The following is a 19,477-nucleotide window of genomic DNA, read 5'->3' on the forward strand; positions in this document are numbered from 1 at the left end:
TCCGGGGATCAGGGTGGAGACGGTCCAGGACGATGGCGAGGTGATCGGAGTCGGTGTCAGATGCCGGACGGCTGGGGCTCGGTGCCCGGGCTGCGGGAGCTGGTCGGGGCGGGTGCACGGCTCCTACCTGCGGTTTCCCGCTGACCTCCCCGTGGCGGGACGGCAGGTGATGCTGCGACTTCGCGTCCGGCGCTTCACGTGCCAAGACGCCTCCTGCGGGCGGCGGACCTTCGTCGAGCAGGTCGCGGGCCTGACCCGGCGGTACAGCCAGCGGACGGAGCGAATGCGGTCAGCCCTGGCCGAGGTCGGCCTCTCCCTGGCTGGCCGCGCCGGTGCCCGGCTGGCCGATGTCTTCGGGGCGAGGGTCAGTCGGAACACGATCTTGCGGCTGGTCCACGCTCTCCCGGAACCCCAGCTACAGGTCCCGCGTGTGGTCGGCGTCGACGAGTACGCGATGCGCAAGGGCCGTGTCTACGGGACCGTGCTGGTCGACGTTGAGGCCCGCAGACCGGTGGACCTCCTGCCGGATCGTGAGGCAGGCACTGTCGCGGCCTGGCTGGCCGAGCACCCGGGGATCGAGGTCGTGTGCCGTGACCGAGCGCCGTTCTTCGCCGAGGGCGCCAGGGTCGGGGCACCCACCGCGGTCCAGGTCGCGGACCGGTTTCACCTCTGGCGCAACCTCGGCGAAGCGGCCGAGCGGTGCGTCTCCCGCCACCGCCCGTGCCTCCGCGCAACCTCCGCGCAACCTCCGCCGAGCCGGTGCCGGAGAAGGTGCCGGCACCGGCCGAGAGCGGGACGCCGTGGCCCACCGGGCACCGGTTCGCCGACCGCACCCGCGCCAAGCACGCCACCGTCCACGCGTTGCTGCCTGCCGGCCACAGCCGACGCTCGATCCAGCGACAGCTCAGCATGACCTACCGCACCGTCCACCGGCTGGCCGACGCCGCGAGGCCAGAAGACCTGTTCCAGGGACAGTGGCAGAACCGCAGGACCAAGCTCGACGACTTCAAGCCCTATCTGCACGAGCGGTGGGCCGAGGGCTGCACGAACGCCTGGACCCTCTGGAAGGAGATCAAGACGCACGGTTACACCGGCGGCTACGGCGCCGTCCGCGCCCACCTCCAGCCGTTCCGCACATCCCCGACGGCACCGGCAGCCCGTCCGTCGTCCCCACGCACGGTCACCAGCTGGATCCTGACTCACCCCGACACCCTGCGGGAGAGCGAGCGCCTGAAGCTCAAAGTCGTCCTCGTAGGCTGCCCCGAACTGGATGCTCTCACCGGGCACGTCCGCGTGTTCGGAAAGATGCTCACCCAGCTCCAGGGCGACCAGCTCCCGCAATGGATCAAGGCGGTCCGCGCCGACGACCTGCCCAGCCTCCACACCTTCGTCAACGGCCTCGAACGCGATCTTGCCGCAGTCACCGCCGGCCTGACACTGCCGTGGAGCTCCGGCGTCGTCGAAGGCCACGTCAACCGGATCAAAATGATCAAGCGCCAGATGTATGGCCGGGCCGGCTTCGACCTGCTGCGGAAGCGTGTCTTGCTGGCCTGACCGCAGAGCTGTCGCTCGACGAACGGGTCGGTTCAGCTCATCGAGAGCGGCACGGGATCCAGGCCCAGCTTGCTCCGGCATGAATGGACGGCCCGGGCGACCCAGGCAGTCACGGCGTCGCGATCTGCCGCGAGCGCGTGCAGCTCACGTGTCTTCTCCTGGGCGTCGACCATCCACGGGGCCAGCGGGTCCTCTCGAAGGACTCGCTCGAAGTGATCGCGAGCCCTGTCCGGGTCACCGGCCAGGGCGGCCGCGATGCCGGCGTCGAAGCCGTCCCAGAGGAATCCCCGGCGCACCGGTCGGGATGCCAGGTATCGAGCGACGTCCGGCAGAGCTGGGAACTTCTCCCTCAGCGCGGTCACGTTCGCAGCCGCCTGTCGGCTGAGTTCGAGTGCCAGCGGTGTGAACTGGTCCTCAGCGCGGAACGACTCGGAGCCAACCCGGACTGCATCCACATGGAAAGCCAGGTGGTCCACGTCGTGCCACAGCCACATCGCACCGACGTGCAGACCGCTGCCAGCAGTCCGTGGCGGGGTGAACTCCACAACCCCCAGCCACCACGCGTGATCATCAATCCACAGCCGCGACCGCCCACGCTGGGCCACGCCGAGCGGCTTCAGGGACTCCCGCGCCGCCGAGGTGATGACCCGAAGAACCGGACTGCGATCTGCCATGACCGGCATTATCGACCCTCGTACCGACCCCCCCGTCGGTACTGAGCGTCACCGGTCCACAGAAGTTGGACCAGAGCCCGTTCTCGCGTACAGAGCCACGCTGTCGTCGTCATCAGTCGTCATACGGACACGTTCGGGCCGCCGGCCTGTGGACAAGCGCCAGCGATCCGGCGGCGACTATCCACAGGCCAGCGGCTGGAGCCTGTCGGGGAGGTCGCCGTGACCGGCATGGCGGCCGCCAACGAGCAGGAGACGCTGATGCCGTACCTGGTGCCGCCCCGGACCCCGCTGTGAGTAGGCACCTCTGTGACAGCCCGCAGAACCAGCCCTGGCCGGACCACGGCAGCCGCTTGGTCACCTCGTAACAGCAGACCGGCCCACACAACTGCCCGCCACCAGGCCAACAGCGCTTCCTACCGCTGACGCCCACCCGCTGCTACCAGGACGCCAACTCACACAAGCTGTCGCCGGAGCGGCGGGCGGAACTCGACGCGCTCGGGATGCGCTGGTAGAGGGTGCACCAGGCGTGACCGTTATTCGTAACCGCGCATGGACGGGCCCCGCCGATCCATCCATGTCGACGGGCCCAGACGATCCAGCGGCGCGGCGGTCGGCCCTTCTTTGTCCGGACACGTGTCCGGCGGGTGTGTGCCCGCCCTACGGTGCGGGGATTTCGGCGGTGAGGCGCGCGTTCCACGGGCACCAGTAGAGGCCCGGGAGGAAGGGCCCACCGGCTTCGTCGAGGTGGTCCTCGACGTAGCTGATGTTGTACCCGTCGCAGACCTCGGGGGGGTTGTCGGTGAAGGAGACGGTGTCGGGGTTGTAGTGGAAGTCCCACTGGGGGTTGTAGCTGGCTTGGGTCTTGATGATCCTGCCGATGACGGTCTTTCTCTCCGCGTTCTCGTTCGCGATGATGTCGCGGGCTTCCTGGATCACTTCCGGCCTGGTGATCTCGATGGTGAAGTTGGAGCCGCGTGTGTCCTGGAGGTTGAAGTACGCGGCGTTGGCGGCTCCGGCCTGGCCGGTCTGCCCTGCGGCCAGGGCGAGCAGTGTGGTGGCCGCGATGGTGCAGATCTTGGTGGCGATGCGTCGCATGAAGGCAGCTCCGTGCCTCGGGCTGTTCCTGATCACAGCCGTCCGTGACGCAACGTAACAAAATTATCACTTAAGGTTGATCATCATGCGCGGCGACGCCACCTCGTGCCGCGATGCGGCGGGGGCATCAGGAGCTCGAGCTGGTCGAGCCGGACGCACCGGGCGCTGCGTGGGGCTGCCCAATCGCCCGCATCCTGACGCCATGAGGGCGGTTCCGAAGAGGCCATCCGAGTGGCCGTGCCCGCCTGGATGCCCTGGCTCGGGCGACGTGGGAGCGTGCCGCTCACGACGGCGTAGTTAGCTGTGATCAAACAGCCCGGTCGGCACGGGGAGCACCATATGGCAAGGCTGGGGGTGTGGGCATGGGTAGGGAAGCGGAAACGCCTTCTGCCGGCCTTCCTGCTGCTTTTCGCCGTGGTGATCGACCTGGGCACGCCCCGCACCGTGAGCGCGGCGGCCCTCTACGCGGCCGCCGTTCTGTCTGCCGCCCCGCTGCTGTCGCAGCGGGGGACGATCGTCACCGGTGCGTGTGCCCTGCTCGCCGACTGGGCGATGTTCCGGTACTTCGGCTACCGCCGGGACCCCGTCGAGATCAGCGAACTGGCCATGGTCGCGGCCGTGACCGTGCTCGCGGCCTTCCTCAACCGCCTCCTGTACCACCAGAGGGAACAGCTGGAGTCCGTGCGCGACATCGCCGCCGCCGTCCAGCGTGCCGTGCTGCCCAGCCCACCCGGCGTCATCGGCTCACTCCACTTCGCCGCGTACTACGAGGCGGCCCAGACCGACGCGCAGATCGGCGGCGACCTCTACGCGGTCGTCGACAGCCCGTACGGGGTGCGATGCATGATCGGGGACGTGCGCGGCAAGGGCATGGACGCCGTCCGGTCCGTCGCGGTCGGCGTCGGAACATTTCGAGAGGCCGCCCTGGAGGAACCCTCCCTGGCCGGGCTGGTGGAGCGGCTCGAGCGGGCCGTCGCCCTCGAAGCCGAGCAGTCAGGGCACCTGATCGAGCTCGAAGGATTCGTCACCGGGGTACTCGCGGAGTTCCGAGACAGCGGCACCAAGGTCCAGCTGCTCAACCGCGGACATCCGGCGCCTCTGCTACTGGACGGGGACACGGCGAGCTACCTCGAACTCAGCGAGCCAGGCCTGCCCCTGGGGCTGGCCGCCCTCGTCTCCAGCCCCGAGCACGTGGACACGCTGCCCTTCCCGCAAGGGGCCGCCCTGTTGCTCTACACCGACGGACTCAGCGAGAGCCGTGACGCAGCAGGCCTGTTCTACGACCCCCTCACCAGGCTCAGGGGGCGTCGCTTCACCGACCCCGACGTCCTCTTGCGGACCGTGGTTGCCGATGTCCACCGGCACACCGGGGGCAGGAGAACCGACGACATGGCCCTGCTGGCCATCACCCGCCCGCATCACACGACATGAGGCAGAGCCTTGCCCATCCACGCCCTCGACAGCTTCCCACCCCCAGGCATCACGCAACGGGGCAACCGGTCCAGGCCCCAGAACCCGTCCTGCCTCGCGCCCAGGCCGCCCCCAGACCGGACCGGCCGGGCGGCCCACGCGGCCGATTGCGCCCTGTTCCCCCAGGCCTCCGCGCTTCCACTTCGCCGTCTTCCTTGTCCTGTTCGGCGTGGGGAGAGCGGAGGCCTGGGGGAAGTCCGCGGCCCCTGCACATTCCCGCCGCAGGTCAGACTCCCTTTCCCAGGGGGTTGTGTACCTGGGGGTTGGCGCTAGTTGCGCCCCTAGTCGCCCCTCTAGTTGCGCATCTAGCTGCCGCACGCTTCCGCCGCATTCCGCTTCCCACCCCACCGACACCCGGCACAGGCAGCCCGGCCCGGCCTTGGATGGTGCGGGTGGACAAGGGGGCCGGTCCTGCGACCCTGCGACCAGACAAGGGGGCGCGGCCGGGGTCGCCTGGCCCGGCCGCGCCGCCGGCCGTGCCCGAGCTGGCGGTTGCTCGCGGTCGCACGGAGCTGCCGACCATCATCTTCACCACGGCCGGTCCTGCCGCTAGCGGTGCCGCTAGACCTAGCACCCCATGCCGCTAGGCCCAACGCTCTGACCTGGGATCTAGCGCCTAGCGGCAGATCGGGGACCCCGGCAGCCGCCACTGCAGCCGGTTCCGGTGCCGCTCCCGGTGGTCGCCGCACCCCGGCTGGTCGCGCCCCTGGTCGCGTCGGATCCGTTTGCGAAGCGGGCGTAACAGCAGGTCAGCGCCGGGATCGGCGGGACGGCGGGCGCCGACTACTTCCCTGTGGACCCCTCCCGGCGCCGGGGGAAGAGCCGCCACCCCCGGCATCCGGCCGACAGACGCTGCGCTGCGGGGTTCGCCGCAAGGTCCGCGGCCGGGTTCCCCGGAAGTGCCGGCGGGCGTTGCGCGGCGGGTTCAACCGGCCCGGCCGGGACCGGCGCAGTTCCCCCAGGCCGCGCCCGGAGTGCAACCGCCGACCCCGTACCGACACCTCCCCCAGGGCCTGCCCGGGGGAGTCCATCCATGGGGGCGCGGCAGGGGATCGGCCCCCCTGGCCTCCCCCGGCCAGTGGCACCGCGACGACCACGGCCGCTCGGATCATGGGTGGCGGTGGCGGTGGTCACCGCAGCCGCCCTGGCCGCCCCTGTGGCCTGCCCGCCCCCACCGCTCGCACCGCACGAACCGGTGCGAGCCAGCAGGAGACCCAACCCGCCCGATCCCGCCCTGGGCTGGGCTGGCGGTCACAGCTGTTCCTGCTTGACTCCTGGGGGGAGGAGACAGGGCGTGAAGACTCCGAGGTTGAGAACTTCGGGGGCTTTGTAGCCCGCGACTCTTATGGAAAAGTCCTGGTCCGGGTTGTAAGCCTCGAGTACGACCGCGGGGTCCACGGTGTCGTCGTCGCGGAAGCTGGTGATCTCGTAGCCTCGTTTCTGGAGGTCGTCCCGGATTCTCGCGCCGGCGCTGCCCTGTTTGTGTGCTGGCAGCGGCACTTCCGCCCGGTATGTGAGGTAAAAGCGTCCATCGTGGGCGACTTCATCGTTTTTGCCCACACAGTCCGAGAACTGTGGCTTGACGCTGGTGGCGTCGATCGGCGCTCCAGCACTGCGAGCCATGGATTCGGCGAAGTGCGCGGCCCAGGTCTGAGCGTCCTGTCGGCTCATCCGGGGCAGCGGGGCGTTCGTGTCACCGTCGTTCGATGTCATGCAACCCTCGAGGAGTATGAGTGAGGCGAAAGCGAGGGCGAGCCGGGACCAACGGATTCCCCTCATGGCGGGGCACCTGCTTTCGTCTTTCCTGATGTACGTGCGGGATGTACGAGCGGGGGCGGGGGTCAGGGCACCGCGGGGTACATAGGGTGCAGGGGGTCCATGGGATCGCGGACCGGGGCCGGGTGCACGAGGGTGGGTTCCTTGCCGGCGATGATCGCGCCCATGTTCTCCAAGCCGATGCTTCCTCTGTCGAAGTAGCTGCTGTGGTCGCCCTGTGCCACCTGGAATTGGCTGGCGCCGAACTTCGGTGAGGCCGGGTCCTCGCCGAGGGAGAGTCCGGAGAGGTAGTGGGCTATGGGGTCGTTGTCGGATTTTCCGACGTAGACGTGGTCCCGGGGTATGCCGAAGTCGTGGGCGTAACCGTTCATTCCGGGGCTGCCCACCGCGACGATGTCGTCTGCGCCCAGCTGTCCGGTATTGGCGGCGGTGCCCACGACCGTCGAGCCGTAGCTGTGTCCGATCACCGTGATGTGGTGGTGGTCGGGGCCCTGGGCCGCGCGTGTGCCGGCGATGAAGTGCTGCAGGTCCGGTGCGCCGGCCTCGGCTCGCGTGCGGGTGGTGACGGTCTGGTCTAGTTCGGGTGCGTCGTAGCCCAGCCAGAACACGGTGGACACGCTGCCGTCCGGGTGGGCGCCCTCGGCTGCCTGCTGCAGAAGGTTGATGCGGTTCAGCGATCCACTGACGCCACTGAGCGTCGTCGACGTACCGGGAACGTAGACGCCCGTGTGGGTTGCCGTGTCGGGGTTGCCCTGGGCGATGACCACCTGCCCGTCGCCCGCGCCCTTGACGCTGAGGAGGTACAGCTCCTTGCCCGGCGCCGCGCCGTCGTTGGCGTCCAGCGCGTCCTTGAGCTTCATCATCGCCGTGTACCGGGGGTCGATGACGGCGCTGGTCCCGACTCCGTAGTCGTGTCCGGTCAGTAGCTCGGGGTCGTCGAGCTGCTCGTCCAGCGACAGCCGGTTGGCATTGTCCCGTACTGTCGATGGCAGCCCGTCGACGTTGCCGATGAGCTGGGGGTAGTAGAGGGTGTAGTCGCGCTGCTGCTCAGCGGTGAGGCCCTTCCACCACGCGGCCGCGGACTTCGGGTCCTTCGGGGGCTTCGGCGGATCGATGCCCAAGTACATCAGGGCGGCCTGGGCATCGAGGGACGCCTCGTTGAGTGCGTGCGGGCGGTACTGGGCCATGACGTCGCCATGCAGGGCCGTCAGTGCGCTCCGCCCGTCGTCCGAAGCTTGCCGGGCGGCGGCGATTGCGGACTCGACCCGGTCGCGGTATGCGGTGAGCTGCCCGGCGCCTTCCTCGGCCTCGTACCGGGAGGTGTGTGGCGGGGGGTAGACGGTGCCGTCGCCGGTGACGGTGTAGCCGTAGCCCTCTGCCTCCGTGATCACGGCCCGGAGGTCGCTCTTGGCCTTCGCCATGCGTTGGTGGACCGTGCTGAGCACGGTGCTTATCAGCTCCGCCTCGACTCGGCCGATCTCGAGTCGGGTCTCTACCCCGTTCAGGAAGAGGAAGGCGGAGGTGGCGGCTTCACCCGACCAGCCGGCCTTCTTCAGCGGGAGCGTCACCTGCCTGTGGTGCTGCGTGTGTGCGCTCTCCAGCTCCGCGGAGAGGTTGTGCCAGTTCTTCGCGGCCTGCGAGATGCCGTCGAGGTCCAGGTTCCACAATTGCGAGTACAGCTCCGGCATGTCTAGAGCCCCTCGAAGTCGCGGCCGAGGAGGGTGTCGTCCCACTCGTGCGTGGTGGCGCAGCCGCGAAGCGCGTCGGCGCCTGCGGACATCCGGTCCTGGAGGCCCTTCAGCGCTGGTCGCCAGGTGTTGGCCAACTCGTCCAGCTCTGCATGGATCGACCAGCTGCTCAGCAAGTCCGCGGCGGTGTCCGTGTCAGTGACGGCCTGGTTGATCTGGGCGTGCATGGCCTGGCTGTTGATGGCGTCGGCCATCTGTGCGGACACGCGTAACTCGTCTGGTTTCACATTTAGATCAGTCATGACCCAATCCCCCCACCAGTACCAACAATCGCAACGATCGTACGTATGTGAGAGATCGCGCACTGCCAGTCACCGATATTTGCTCGCCTTGGCGGGCAGGCGATGACCCGTCTGGACTGATATCCGCGTTGCTCAGAGCCGCGGTGGCGGCAGTGCGCCCCACCACGACGCGCTGGTGGTAGGTGGCTGCGGCAGGTCCCAAGTCGTGCTCGCCGTTCAAGATCCGCTGATGGTCCTCGTAGACGGCCTCGGCCCGGACAAGTGGGCTGCCGGCCCCGGCATTGCCGGTTGCACCGCCCGGCGACCCACCGGCCCGGCACGCCCCTGCCGGCCCGCCCGCGATCTCGCCCGCCCGGCGAGCACCGAGCAGGCCCGCGCCGTCCTGACGCGCGACGACGCCGCACCATGCCCGACGTGCCGACCCGACCTGCCGCTGAGAAGGGCCGCGTAGATGGCGAGGGACCGGATCAACGAAGGTTGGCGGATACCAGGTTCACCGCGAGCACGATGTGGGGGGACAGCGCTCAGTCACAGCTCCGCCGACCGCAGTGCGCATCACCCGCACACCGACGGCGCGGGCGGCCCGTTCGGGTCGCCCTGGGGCGACCAGGCATCGCCTGAGAGTCGGCTACGCCTGCTGTCAGTTGTCGCTCGGTTTGCGGAAGCAGCGCGAGTAGACGTGGAAGACGATCATCGGATCGCCGCGTTGGAGGTTCTTCTGCCAGGTGGCGTCGAGCTGCGTCTTCGTGGCCAGGTGGACGGCCTGTATTTCCTGGCTCCTGCTCATGCTTCTGTCCGGGCCGTTCTTCACGACCTTCCAGCCCTTTTCGGGGAGTCCCGCAGCCAGGTTGGCCATCGCCTTGCCGAGGACGGTGTTGTCCAGCCCGTGCAGCGACCACATGTTCAGCATCTCGCGGTTCGGGTCGTCGTCGTTGTCGTAGTTGCAGGAGACCTCGGTGGCGCCGCTTCCGGAGACCTTGCCCTTGACCTGCGTCATGGTGAGGACCGCGTCGGACTGCGTGGCGACCTCGTCCGTGACGGCCTGCGCGTCGCGGACCGGTGTGCCGTTCCCGCCGCAGCCAGCGGCCGCCACGAGGACACACACGAGCGCCGCGCTCCGCCAGGCGTACCGTGCGCCGGTTGTGGTCTGCATCAAAGTGGCTCCTGTACGGGGATGAAGAAGCGGGAGTAGACGGAGAAGAGGATCAGCGGCTCCCGCCCGTTGATGCCTTTCCTCTTGGTGGCTTCGAGTTGGGCGCGGGTCGCCATATGGACGGCCAGGATCTGATGATTCCTGCTCCTGCTGGAGTCGGGGCCGTTCTTCGCCACGGTCCAGCCGTTTTCCGGCAGGCGGTCGGCGAGAGCGGTCATTCCCGCCTCCAGTACCGTGTCGTCCACGCCGTACAGTGACCACAAATGCGTGATGTTGCAGTATCTGGCGGGGTCGTCCCCTTCGTCCCAGGGCAGTTCCATGGGAGCGCCCTCGGTGATCCTTCCCTGGACGTGCACTATGTCGAGGACGGAGCTCGACAGTGCGGCGATCTCCGCTGCCACTTCACCGGTGGGACGAACTCGCGGTTCGTACCCGAGTGTGTCGGACACATCGCTCCTCTCCTCATTGCCGCGGTGGTCCGTACGGCGACGCATACATGATCTGGACGTGGTCGTACTGGCCCACGATGACGTCCGCTTGGTTCTGCAGGCTGACCGACGGCTGGCCGTTGTGCGAGTCCCAGTACGCGCTGTGGTTGTCCGCGTCGGACCACATCACGTTGCCGCCGAAGGCCGGGTCTGTGGGGATGTTCCCGCCGCCGCCGAGTCCCGTGAAGCGTCCGCCGTCGCGAACGAGGTGGTCCAGGCCGCCGCCGCCCTCGGCCCACATGTGCGTGGGATCGAGGCCGAGGTCTCCGGGGTGCTTGGCCTGCATGCCCGGACTGCCGACCGCGACCACGTCGTCGACGGGCAGCGGGTCGACGGCCCCGTCGTGGTGCGGGTAGCTGTACTTGGCGGTGTCGCCGATGAGCGTGCTTCCGTAGCTGTGGCCGATGAGGGTGGTGTGCGCTCTGCCTCCGGTGGCTGCTTCGTGGGCCGCGGCGTTGCCGTCGAGGAAGCCTCGCAGCGCGGGCGCTCCGTCGTGCGCGTAGGAGTCGTGGATGGCGGCCGGGATGTTGTTCGGAGCGTTGTAGTCGAACCAGGTGATGGTGGAGATCTTGGCGTTCGGATCGGTCTCGCTGCTCGCCTGCCAGAGGCTCACCCCCCGGTTGATGTCGCCGCCGATCTTGTCGATCTTCGTCGTCGTGCCGGGTACGTATATGGCGGTGTGTTCGGCGGTGTCCGGGTTCCCGTTGGCGAGGATGACCTTGCCGTCGCCCTTTCCCTCCGGGTCGAAACCGAGGAGGTACGCCTCGGGCAGGCCGACAGTGCCGTTGGCGCCTGAAGTGCCGGTCGCATCGAAACGGTCCTGGATGGCATCCATTCCCTTCAACCGGTTCGGCACGGGCTGTAACGCGTCGTACTGCGATTTCCAGTACAGCCACTCGGCGGTTTTCACCCCACGCCCGGAGGGGTCCATGATGTTCTCGTACTCCGTCGGCTCCGGACCGATCGCGTCAAGTTTGGCCTGGTAGTCGCCGCGGGTCTCGGATAAGACCGTGCGGTTGGCCTCATCGCGGACGTCGGCGGGCAGGCCGTCCAGTGCGCCGATCCTGCCCGGGTAGGCCGCCAGGTAGTCGGCCTGGTCCTGCGGTGACAGGCTCTTCCACCAGTCCGCGTTGTCCTCGGGCCGACCGCCCTTGGGCGGGGGCTTGAGGTGGCTGAGATAAGTCTTGGCGTCCTTGTCGACGCCTGCCATGTCCTTCTGGGCGTCGGCCCAGTCCTCCGGGGAGACCGTCAGGTCGTCGTCGGCCATCAGCTTGCGCAACTGCGGCGCCCACCTGTCGTCGGCCGCCGTGGCCTCCCGCAGGGCGTCACAGATCCGGTCGGCGATGTCCTGGGCCACGGCGTGGTGGGGGTTGGGGTCGAAGTCCGCGTTCTGGCGGGCCACCGCGCGGTTCGAAGGATCCGCGAGACCCATCGCCGTGCCGCCCGTGGCCGGCTCGCCCTCCTCTCCGCCCCCTGCGGGGTAGGTGATGAAGCCGCTGTCCGCCACCGTGAACTTGTGGGCCGCAGCGTCCGCGATAGCCGCGTCGAACTTGGCCTTGGCCGGGGATATGTCCGAGACGAACGCCCGCAGCGCGGTACTGACCAGGCCGCATTCCACCTGTATGTAGTGGAAGTTCTCCGCCACCTCGCTGAGCTGCTTGTGTGCGGCGTCTGCGCCGAGGCCCGCGAGTTTCGCGACGCGCATCTTCGCGCTGATGCTGTTCTCGATGTCGTCCTTGCCCTGGCCGGCCCCGGCGCTCAGCGCGTGATAGCCGTCGGCCAGGTCCTCGAGCTGCGAGGTCTTGAGGAACTTCAGAGCTGGTAAGTCCACCGGCCGGCCCCTAGTCCTGACCGCAGGCGGCCGGCGTGTCCTTGTAGCCGTCGTCCAGCTTGTCGAACTCGGCCTCGGTGATCTTGTCGCTGACGCAAAGGGCTCCGCCCGCGGCCGTCAACTGCCCCTTAAGGGCGTCGCACCGGCTCATCAGGTTCTGGACGTACCCGCTCCACGTGGCGTGCAGTTCGTCCTGGGCCATCAGCATGTCGAAGGTCGTGTCGTAGAACTGCAAGCTGGTGTCCATGCCCTGGCGGGCCTTCAGCAACTCGTGGCCCGCCTTCGTCAGGTTGTCGGCCAGGGTCCCCACGCCCTGTGCCGCCGCCTTCCACGCCGCCATGCTCGACGCCACCCCCCGCGTCACCCCCCGTGACGTCCGGCGTGCCCCCGCCGCCTCCGGCGTCGGCGTGCGCCAGCGTCAACACCGGCCCGCCGGATACCTCCTGCTTGATCTGGGCCCATTCCGTTTCGAACGACATAGCACCCACCCCTCCCCGGTCACTTGTGACCCCTGATGGAACATCAGCCACACACTACTGTGAGTTTTCATTCCTGCGATATGAGTAGTCATACTCATATCGTCCGCCACCCGCGCCGCCACCCGAAGGCCCCTGAACCCCCACGTCCATCACCGCGACCCCGCAAGGCCGTCCAGCCGCTCATACAGCGCGCGGAGCAGGTGTGCGCGGCCCTGGACGCCGGCGGCGCCCTTCACCGGCACGGACAGCCGATGGCTCGCCTCCCCCAGGACGACCTCGGCCAGGATCCGGCGGCCGTCGTCCGGGGGAAGGCGAGCGGCGCGGCGGGCGACGTCGGCGGCAACCCCGCGTGCGTGCCCGGTCAGCTGCAGGGCGATCTGCTCGTAGTCGCGCGGGGGGAGGCCCGGCGCCGTCCACGCGAGCACGGCCGTGATGAGCGCCTCGTGCGGGGCGCGGTCGAACGGCAGGGCGGCCTCGATCAGTCCCATGGGGTCGTGCAGGGGGGTGGCCATCGGGTGCTGTCCGCACCGGGGCGCCGGTGGTGGCCTCCTCCGGGCCTGCGCCGTGGAGGAACCGGGCGAGTCCGCGGTCGGCGTCGTCCTTCGCGCACGGCCCGCACAGGCGGTCCTGTTCGCCGGCCCAGGAGGACTGCCGGACCATCTGCCAGCGGTCGTCGGTGAACTTCGCCCCGCACCGGCGGCACACCAGCCGCTGCGCCTCCCGCTCCGCGGCCTCGCGCTCCGCCTCACGGCGGCGAGCCCGCTCGTACTGGACGGCGTACAGCCGGTCGCCGTCGGGGTTGTCCAGGGCATCGGGCAGTGTCTGCCACTCATCGAGCCCGAGCCTGCGCCACACCGCGCCGCCGGCCCCGGCCGGGTCGGCGATGATCCGCTCCAGCTCGGTGACGACCACGGGCACCGCCTGGTGGTAGTTCACGGCCGTGATGCCCGCGTCCCGCCCCGGGTAGCGGGTGCCGGCGAAGCAGGCGCGGGCGGCCTGCTCCAGACGCCGCATCCGGCTCTCCCGCTGCGCCGCGGTCCTGCCCGTGAACACGAACGCGACGGGCACGTACCCCTCCCGGCCGGTCCCCGGGTACAGGCGCGACCACAGCCGGAAGGCGTGCACCGCCGCTCCCTGGTGGCGGGCCGCTTTCTCCCTGCAGTTCGTCCGCCGGGGCTTCCGCGCCGCACGCTGATGAGGACGTGGCGCTCCTACCGGGTCGCCTTGGCCGACGCCGGGGTCGGCGAGCAGGCTGGCCCCGGCCGCCATCCTCAGCGGCGCCTGCTTGCAGGCCTGCTGCCGGGAGCATCGCGGGTCGTGCGGACCGCCTCCCGCCTGGCAGCGACCTCGGCGAGCAGGGCGAGCACCGCCTCGAGGGCATCGGCCGCTTCGGCGGCTCCCGGCCCGGTCGGCTCCAGGCGGTCCTGGCCGTGTGGGGCCAGGACCGGGCGCAGGTTGTCCAGTGCTCTGGCGAGCTGGGGCCCGGTGGCGCCCGCGGCCAGCATGGCCGCCAGCATGTGCAGCATCGGGTCGTCCCGCAAGGCCGGCCACGCCGTTGAGATGCCGACAAGGCGCTCGCCGACCTCCCGGAACCGGTCCTGGTGCAGCTCACACCACGTGTCAGCGGAACGCTGACGCGCGTGTTCCAGGCGCTGGGCTCCGACGTCCCTGCCGCCGGTGCGGGTGGTGGCCCGCTCCAGTCGCAGCGCGCGGGTCTCCGCGGACTGACGGGTGGCCAGCCCCAGCGCGTCGGCGATCCGCTGCCAGGAGGCACGGCGGCGCCGGGCGGCCCGGATCAGATCCCGTTCCAGCGCGTCCAGATCGGCCTGGGCATCCTCGATCTGCGTCAGCGCCGCCAGCACCTCCTCCGAACCTGCCCGCTGGATGGGGCCGCATTCGCCCGCGTCCGCACCGCGGACATCACCGCCACCGGATCCAGGTACTCCCCGCCGCCGAAGCGAGCCCGAAGAAGGCGCTCGGCAGCCTCCAGCGTCTTCCGGACGGTCCGCGTGATCCATCGTCATGGATGTCAGCATTCCACTGACACCCGGTGCCTGCCGGGCCGTGGCCAGCGGCAGCGATCTGCTGCCGCCACTTCTCCGGCGGCCGTGACCACCAGAGGTTCACGGCCACTCGAAGACCCGAGCGGAGTAGCGTTCCCGCCCACACCGGAGTTGAGGGAACCAGCCGATGAAGTACACGACGACGCCCGACAGGACCCGCATCGCCTACCAGCTCCAAGGCCAAGGGGCGCCGCTGGTCCTGCTGGCGGGCCAGGCCAACAACCACCACTGGTGGGACCCGGTCCGCGCCGACTTCCACCCCGTCCGCAGCACCCTCACCCTCGACTACCGCGGCACCGGCGACAGCGACAAGCCCGATACCCCCCACAGCACCGAGCTGTTCGCCCAGGACGTCATCGCGGTCCTCGACGACCTCCGCATCGACCGGGCCGCCATCTACGGCACATCCATGGGCGGCCGTGTAGCCCAGCAACTCGCCGCCCGCCACCCGCACCGAGTCAGCGCCCTGATCCTCGGCTGCACCTCACCCGGCGGCCCACACAGCATCGAACGCGACAACGACGTCCGCCAGGCCCTGGCCCAGCCTCAACCCGAAGCCGCAAGACAAGCCCTGCTGGAGCTCATGTACACACCCCGCTGGCTCGCCGACCACCCCGGCCCGCACCACACCCTCGGCGACCCCCGCATGCCCGCCCACTCCCGGCGCCGCCACCTCGCAGCCAGCAGCCGGCACAACGCCTGGGACCTCCTGCCCGGCATCAGCGCCCCCACCCTGGTCATCCACGGAACCGACGACCTGCTCAACCCCACCGCCAACGCCCCCCTGCTCGCCGACCGCATCCCCGACGCCCGACTCCACCTGATCCCCGGAGCCCGCCACGCCTACTTCGAGGAAGGCCGCACCCACGCCAGCCCCCTCGTCCTGGACTTCCTCACCACCACCTCGCACCAGCCGTAGAAGCGCCAGGGCCGCCCGCGCAGCCCGGCCCGCATCGTGCGCGCGGCGACTGCCACACGGCCCGCGGCCTCGCCCGGCCCGCCAGCACCGAGCAGGCCCGCGCCGTTCTCGAGCGCGACGAGCCGCCCCGTGCCCCTCTTGCCGACCGGACCGGCCGCTGCGCATCGCGACGTAGGCCCGCCAGGGGTTGCTGCTGCGGTTGCCTCTGAGGTTGCTTCTGGGGTTGCCTCAGCCCCTTCGCCGGCGGTGGGCGCATCCACCCTCTGAGCTGGACCAGAGCCTGTCCGGCAAGGGTGGAGCGAACGCCCGACAACTCCCCTATAGAACTGCTCAGCCCATACGGAGAACTCCCCACGGTCCCGGCGGCCGGCCACGGCCACGTGGGCTTCCAGCCGGTTCAGCGACGCGGCCGGCAGCCCGGCCGGTGCAGCGGAGTGCTGCCGGTCCCGCCACGTCGCACTTTCGCCTTCGCCTTAGGCACATCCCGCGCGAGCTCACCGACCCGCCGCTGGAGCTCCCGCAGCCACTCCAGCCGCTCCGGGAAGAGCACCAGCTGCTGCTCCTGGCCCTCCTGGCCGTCGTCGTCCGCTCCGGCCGGGTCGGCGAAGACCAGCTGCTCATACAGCGCCACGGCGGTCGCCTGGTCGGTCGGCAACGGCTTGCCCGCGGGTGCGGCGGGGGCCGGTCGGACGGGTCCGGCCGGGGTCCTTGAGGTCCGCAGGAGGGCCTGGAGGCTGATGCTGGTGGCCACCGCCCGGGCGTGGACGCTCAGCTGCGGCACGGCGTCCTCCCCCGCCTCGGTGCCGCTTGGCCGGGCGGGCAGCGGCGGGTGCCAGGTGGCGGTGTAGGCGGTGTGCCCGGGCGGCCGCGACCGGCGACCCGCCACCGGGGTCGGGGTGATGTCGACGCAGTGCGCGCCGATCGCCGCGTCGGTGATCTGGTCGTCCAGGCCGGGTTCGGCGCGGCGGCCGCGCAACTCGCGGGCGATGCGCCGGCGGGCTTCGGCAAGCAGGTGCCGGCGGCGCCTCCATCTCCGCCTCGGACACCTCACCAGACAACCCCAGCAACCGCGCCCCGCGCCCGCTCCACTCCCCCGCCGGCATCCCGCCAACTCCAGGACGACCGGCAGCGGCACCTTTTGGTCCCGGCTGGTGTGTGCCATGCACAGACACCGTGCCCAGTGACACGCTCGTCCGCCCAACCGGTGGGAAGCGCGCGCCGCGGGTAGGCGAGGCGATCGAGGCTGCGGCGCCGGACACGACGCCCGACACGTCATGCGAACCAGATCATGCTGCCGATGCCGGCCACGAGGGAGTAGATCGCGAACGGGGTCAGCGTGCGGGTGGTGAACCAGCGGGACAAGAACCGCACGGCGGCGTACGCGCAGACGCCGGCGGTGAGGAAGCCCACGGCGACCTGGCCGTGGATGTGGTCGCCGGCCGATCCCGCCAGGGTGGGCAGTTTGAGGACGCCGGCCGCGAAGATGACCGGGGTGGCCAGCAGGAACGAGAACTTCGCCGCGTCCTCGTGGTCCAGCCCGCGCAGCAGCCCGCCGACCATCGTGATGCCTGACCGGCTGATGCCCGCGAACAGCGCCAGCGTCTGGAACAGGCCGATGACCCCGGCCTCGCGGTAGCTGAGGGTATCCAGCCGGCGCTTCGGCGCGCGCGCCTGGATGTCGCCCTTGGTGGCCGCGCCCGGCCCGGCGCTCAAGGCCGGCTCGGGGGCAGCGGCGCGGGCCACGGCGCCGCGGCGGAGGCGTTCGCCGACGTACAAGATCACGCCGTTGACGGTCAGGAAGGCCGCGGCGACCTCCGGCTTGGCGAACAGCGTACGGAAGGTGTGCTCCAGGGCCAGGCCGGTCAGGCCGACCGGGATGGTGCCCACGACCAGGAGCCAGGCGAGCCGTTCGGTGGACGTGGTCACTGTACGGGTGCGCAAGGTCGTGAACAGCGCCTTGATGATGGCCACCCAGTCCTTGCGGAAGTACGTCAGCAGGGCCAGGGCGGTCGCCACGTGCAGCGCGACGATGAACGCCAGGTACGGGGAGGAACCCGAATCCTTGCTGGCGTTCTCGGTCACCAGATGCTGCCAGGAGCCGCCGATCCAGGCCGGCACCAGCACGGAATGGCCCAGGCTGGACACCGGGAACAGCTCCGTCACGCCCTGCAGGGCGCCGATAGTGACCGCTTGGAGATAGGACAGATCAGACACTGGACGTCCTCAAGGGCAAGGGGTGGCAGGCGGAGTTGCCATGGGCGCGGTGACACAGAACCACTAGTGTCTACATCGCTGTAGACAGTCCAGGTGAACGTAAGAGAGGGCAAGGAGGAAAGCAAGAGAGAGCGGGTGAATTCCCACCGAATGGCGCATGGCGGCCACATGGCCTCAGTCTCTGTGAGTAGCCCAGCCCCCACCCTGCGCACTCGTCAGGAAGCGGCACGCAGCAGGCCGTTCAGAGAGCGCCCTGGTCAGCGAGTACGGCGTGCAGGTCCTCGACAGCGGGGGGATCGATATGGACGGTGATGGCCGTCAGGGCGGCACGGCCTGCAGGCCAGCGGCCGACCGGAGCTGGTCAGCCGCCACCGGGAGTGTCTAATAAACGGCGGATAGCTGGGTGCGTTCCACATCCTGCGCAGCGCGCCGCGCAGGCCGGGCTTCTCCCAGTAGTCCCGGCTCAACCGGCACACCCAGCAGTACGCCCCGTCCTCGGGCGGGATGGGGACAGGGGCGGTGGCTTCGTCGTCCATGGTGGGCAGCACGCTCAGGGGCCATCCGCAGTCCGGCGTCGCGCACAGCGCCTCTTCCAGCTCGTCTTCGTCGTCGTCCGGATCGTCGTCCCACATGCGCTGCATTGCGGCGTTGGCCGCTGCCCGCTCGACTTCCCCGCGCTGCCAGCGCTCGGCATCCCGCTGCTCCTGGCGCTCCCGGTAGGCCGCCGGTGTGTGGGCGTCGGTGAGCGCCTGGAGCAGCGGCTCGAACCCGGTGAGGTGCTGTGCGACGCGCCACCAGGCCGGTCCGTACGGTCCGTGCTGCTGCAACCGCTCCAGGGTGGTGAGCACCAGCGGCACCCGCTCGGTGAAATCGAGGGTAGCCGTCGCTGCCGTCACGGTCGGCGCGTTCCTCGGCTGCCCAGCGCTCCCGGGACAGGTGGGCGACATCCCGCATCCGGTTGGCCAGCGCGCGGGGGCCGGCGCCGGTGAAGACCATGGCCAGCGGCGGCCAGCCGGGCAGGCCGGTATCGGGGTAGAGCGTCTCCCAGAACGGCACCTGGCCGGTTCCCGTCATGCGCGCCGTCCAGTCGCTTGGCTCCCCGGGGTCGTTGACGCTGCGCCGGTAGAACGCGACGTAGGAGGCGAGCTTGGCGGCGACGCGTGAGACCGGCTCGGTGCCGCGGTCGACCTCGAGCATCAGCAGAGGCAGCCCGTCGTCGGGGGCGCACAGGACCGCGTCGGCGCGGACGTTGCGCTTGCCCGTGCTGCTGAGCGGGTGCGGTACCTCGGTGCGCCAGGAGGTGATGCCGCCGATGCCGCCCCGGATGATGGCGATGATCGTGGCATTGACGGCCATCGCGTGCGGCGCCCCGCCGCGGCCGACGCCCCGGGCGCTGCCGCCCATCTGATCGGCATCGCGCTCCAGCAGCCGCCTGGCCGCGTCCAGGCCAGGATCCGTCAAATTCCACAGCTCTGCGACGCCTCCCCGGTCCGGTCCGGTGCCCCGAACCTCCCCGCCGGGCCTGCCGTGTCGCCCTCCGAACGCACCTGGCCCGCCGCCTGACACACCAGCAGCGCGTTGCGGATCACCTTGTTGTCCGACAGGCCGGGGCGCACCACGTGCATGACCTGGGTGGCGGTGGCCACCTTCAGCACCCCCAGCACGTCCTCCCGGTCCCGGACCGTCGACCGCGGCTTCGCCATCTACTGCCTCCCCTACAAGTCATACATGGAGGCATTCCATGGTCGCCTGACACACTGACAGCCCGCCC

The 19,477-nt window shown here is 69.9% G+C and carries 20 protein-coding genes and 1 pseudogene; 5 read left to right on the forward strand and 16 right to left on the reverse strand.

Annotated elements, in window-relative coordinates; genetic code table 11:
* The first annotated feature begins 112 nt into the window (after nt 1–112).
* Nucleotides 113–913, forward strand: coding sequence for an ISL3 family transposase (locus NFU81_RS06065; protein WP_422665154.1), 801 nt, complete (start codon nt 113–115; stop codon nt 911–913).
* A gap of 392 nt (nt 914–1,305) precedes the next feature.
* Nucleotides 1,306–1,554 (forward strand): transposase, encoded by a 249-nt coding sequence (locus NFU81_RS41195; RefSeq protein ID WP_422665155.1) that lies wholly within the window; start codon nt 1,306–1,308, stop codon nt 1,552–1,554.
* A gap of 32 nt (nt 1,555–1,586) precedes the next feature.
* Here NFU81_RS41195 and NFU81_RS06075 read toward each other — a convergent pair whose 3' ends face one another.
* Both NFU81_RS06075 and NFU81_RS06080 read right to left on the reverse strand, forming a co-directional pair.
* Entirely contained in the window at nt 1,587–2,228 is a 642-nt protein-coding gene (locus tag NFU81_RS06075) for a hypothetical protein (protein ID WP_251485776.1), read from the reverse strand.
* Nucleotides 2,229–2,885: 657 nt separating this feature from the next.
* On the reverse strand, nt 2,886–3,323 hold the full coding sequence (locus tag NFU81_RS06080) for a BP74-related protein (RefSeq protein WP_251485779.1): 438 nt from the start codon (nt 3,321–3,323) through the stop codon (nt 2,886–2,888).
* A 339-nt stretch (nt 3,324–3,662) separates the two neighbouring features.
* Between NFU81_RS06080 and NFU81_RS06085 the strand changes: the two genes are divergently transcribed.
* Entirely contained in the window at nt 3,663–4,754 is a 1,092-nt protein-coding gene (locus tag NFU81_RS06085; protein WP_251485781.1) for a PP2C family protein-serine/threonine phosphatase, read from the forward strand.
* A gap of 1,290 nt (nt 4,755–6,044) precedes the next feature.
* Here NFU81_RS06085 and NFU81_RS06090 read toward each other — a convergent pair.
* From NFU81_RS06090 to NFU81_RS06100, 3 genes are all read right to left on the reverse strand, one after another.
* A complete protein-coding gene (locus NFU81_RS06090; protein WP_251485783.1) occupies nt 6,045–6,506 on the reverse strand; it encodes a hypothetical protein in 462 nt (153 codons plus the stop codon).
* Nucleotides 6,507–6,634: 128 nt separating this feature from the next.
* Nucleotides 6,635–8,257, reverse strand: coding sequence for an alpha/beta hydrolase (locus NFU81_RS06095; RefSeq protein WP_251485784.1), 1,623 nt, complete (start codon nt 8,255–8,257; stop codon nt 6,635–6,637).
* Nucleotides 8,258–8,259: 2 nt separating this feature from the next.
* Nucleotides 8,260–8,523, reverse strand: a complete 264-nt coding sequence (locus NFU81_RS06100; protein WP_251485786.1) for a hypothetical protein — start codon at nt 8,521–8,523, stop codon at nt 8,260–8,262.
* Nucleotides 8,524–8,788: 265 nt separating this feature from the next.
* Here NFU81_RS06100 and NFU81_RS41200 point away from each other — a divergent pair, with 265 nt between their 5' ends.
* Complete coding sequence (locus NFU81_RS41200) at nt 8,789–9,010, forward strand: DUF6233 domain-containing protein (protein WP_422665151.1); 222 nt, start codon at nt 8,789–8,791, stop codon at nt 9,008–9,010.
* A 189-nt stretch (nt 9,011–9,199) separates the two neighbouring features.
* Here NFU81_RS41200 and NFU81_RS06105 read toward each other — a convergent pair whose 3' ends face one another.
* The 6 genes from NFU81_RS06105 to NFU81_RS06130 form a co-directional block, all read right to left on the reverse strand.
* On the reverse strand, nt 9,200–9,712 hold the full coding sequence (locus NFU81_RS06105; protein ID WP_251485787.1) for a hypothetical protein: 513 nt from the start codon (nt 9,710–9,712) through the stop codon (nt 9,200–9,202).
* A complete protein-coding gene (locus tag NFU81_RS06110) occupies nt 9,712–10,161 on the reverse strand; it encodes a hypothetical protein (protein ID WP_251485788.1) in 450 nt (149 codons plus the stop codon). Before NFU81_RS06110 ends, NFU81_RS06105 begins: the two co-directional genes overlap by 1 nt.
* A gap of 13 nt (nt 10,162–10,174) precedes the next feature.
* On the reverse strand, nt 10,175–12,031 hold the full coding sequence (locus NFU81_RS06115; RefSeq protein WP_251485789.1) for an alpha/beta hydrolase: 1,857 nt from the start codon (nt 12,029–12,031) through the stop codon (nt 10,175–10,177).
* 10 nt (nt 12,032–12,041) lie between these two features.
* Nucleotides 12,042–12,371: a hypothetical protein gene (locus NFU81_RS06120; protein ID WP_251485791.1), complete on the reverse strand. Its 330-nt coding sequence runs from the start codon at nt 12,369–12,371 to the stop codon at nt 12,042–12,044.
* A gap of 288 nt (nt 12,372–12,659) precedes the next feature.
* The gene (locus NFU81_RS06125; protein WP_251485792.1) at nt 12,660–13,022 is read right to left on the reverse strand and encodes a DUF6415 family natural product biosynthesis protein; all 363 of its coding nucleotides are present in this window, start codon (nt 13,020–13,022) and stop codon (nt 12,660–12,662) included.
* Between the two features lie 759 nt (nt 13,023–13,781).
* Nucleotides 13,782–14,372 carry a hypothetical protein gene (locus tag NFU81_RS06130; protein ID WP_251485793.1) on the reverse strand — a complete coding sequence of 197 codons (591 nt, stop codon included), beginning with the start codon at nt 14,370–14,372 and terminating at the stop codon, nt 13,782–13,784.
* A 328-nt stretch (nt 14,373–14,700) separates the two neighbouring features.
* Here NFU81_RS06130 and NFU81_RS06135 point away from each other — a divergent pair, with 328 nt between their 5' ends.
* A complete protein-coding gene (locus tag NFU81_RS06135) occupies nt 14,701–15,492 on the forward strand; it encodes an alpha/beta fold hydrolase (protein ID WP_251485794.1) in 792 nt (263 codons plus the stop codon).
* A 397-nt stretch (nt 15,493–15,889) separates the two neighbouring features.
* On the opposite strand, the gene NFU81_RS06140 is transcribed toward NFU81_RS06135, so the two are convergent.
* The 5 genes and pseudogenes from NFU81_RS06140 to NFU81_RS06155 all read right to left on the reverse strand — a co-directional run bounded on the left by NFU81_RS06140 (nt 15,890) and on the right by NFU81_RS06155 (nt 19,409).
* Nucleotides 15,890–16,468, reverse strand: a complete 579-nt coding sequence (locus tag NFU81_RS06140; protein ID WP_251485796.1) for a hypothetical protein — start codon at nt 16,466–16,468, stop codon at nt 15,890–15,892.
* Between the two features lie 296 nt (nt 16,469–16,764).
* Entirely contained in the window at nt 16,765–17,706 is a 942-nt protein-coding gene (locus NFU81_RS06145; protein ID WP_251485798.1) for an undecaprenyl-diphosphate phosphatase, read from the reverse strand.
* A gap of 257 nt (nt 17,707–17,963) precedes the next feature.
* Nucleotides 17,964–18,602 carry a hypothetical protein gene (locus tag NFU81_RS06150; protein WP_251485799.1) on the reverse strand — a complete coding sequence of 213 codons (639 nt, stop codon included), beginning with the start codon at nt 18,600–18,602 and terminating at the stop codon, nt 17,964–17,966.
* A gap of 274 nt (nt 18,603–18,876) precedes the next feature.
* Nucleotides 18,877–19,272 (reverse strand): annotated as a pseudogene (locus NFU81_RS41205) (replication-relaxation family protein); the annotation flags it as partial.
* On the reverse strand, nt 19,164–19,409 hold the full coding sequence (locus tag NFU81_RS06155; protein ID WP_251485801.1) for a hypothetical protein: 246 nt from the start codon (nt 19,407–19,409) through the stop codon (nt 19,164–19,166). The pseudogene NFU81_RS41205 and the gene NFU81_RS06155, both read right to left, overlap by 109 nt.
* Between the last annotated feature and the right edge of the window lie 68 nt (nt 19,410–19,477).

The sequence above is a fragment of the Actinacidiphila cocklensis genome (assembly GCF_907177275.1).
GTDB lineage: Bacteria > Actinomycetota > Actinomycetes > Streptomycetales > Streptomycetaceae > Actinacidiphila > Actinacidiphila cocklensis.

Bases quoted from the DNA above. Each gene is read 5' to 3' on its own strand.
- NFU81_RS41195 (WP_422665155.1), top strand. From the start codon at position 1,306: ATGCTCACCCAGCTCCAGGGCGACCAGCTCCCGCAATGGATCAAGGCG.
- NFU81_RS06155 (WP_251485801.1), bottom strand. From the start codon at position 19,409: ATGGCGAAGCCGCGGTCGACGGTCCGGGACCGGGAGGACGTGCTGGGG.
- NFU81_RS41200 (WP_422665151.1), top strand. From the start codon at position 8,789: ATGGTCCTCGTAGACGGCCTCGGCCCGGACAAGTGGGCTGCCGGCCCC.
- NFU81_RS06105 (WP_251485787.1), bottom strand. From the start codon at position 9,712: ATGCAGACCACAACCGGCGCACGGTACGCCTGGCGGAGCGCGGCGCTC.
- NFU81_RS06135 (WP_251485794.1), top strand. From the start codon at position 14,701: ATGAAGTACACGACGACGCCCGACAGGACCCGCATCGCCTACCAGCTC.
- NFU81_RS06080 (WP_251485779.1), bottom strand. From the start codon at position 3,323: ATGCGACGCATCGCCACCAAGATCTGCACCATCGCGGCCACCACACTG.
- NFU81_RS06095 (WP_251485784.1), bottom strand. From the start codon at position 8,257: ATGCCGGAGCTGTACTCGCAATTGTGGAACCTGGACCTCGACGGCATC.
- NFU81_RS06085 (WP_251485781.1), top strand. From the start codon at position 3,663: ATGGCAAGGCTGGGGGTGTGGGCATGGGTAGGGAAGCGGAAACGCCTT.
- NFU81_RS06120 (WP_251485791.1), bottom strand. From the start codon at position 12,371: ATGGCGGCGTGGAAGGCGGCGGCACAGGGCGTGGGGACCCTGGCCGAC.
- NFU81_RS06075 (WP_251485776.1), bottom strand. From the start codon at position 2,228: ATGGCAGATCGCAGTCCGGTTCTTCGGGTCATCACCTCGGCGGCGCGG.
- NFU81_RS06125 (WP_251485792.1), bottom strand. From the start codon at position 13,022: ATGGCCACCCCCCTGCACGACCCCATGGGACTGATCGAGGCCGCCCTG.
- NFU81_RS06090 (WP_251485783.1), bottom strand. From the start codon at position 6,506: ATGACATCGAACGACGGTGACACGAACGCCCCGCTGCCCCGGATGAGC.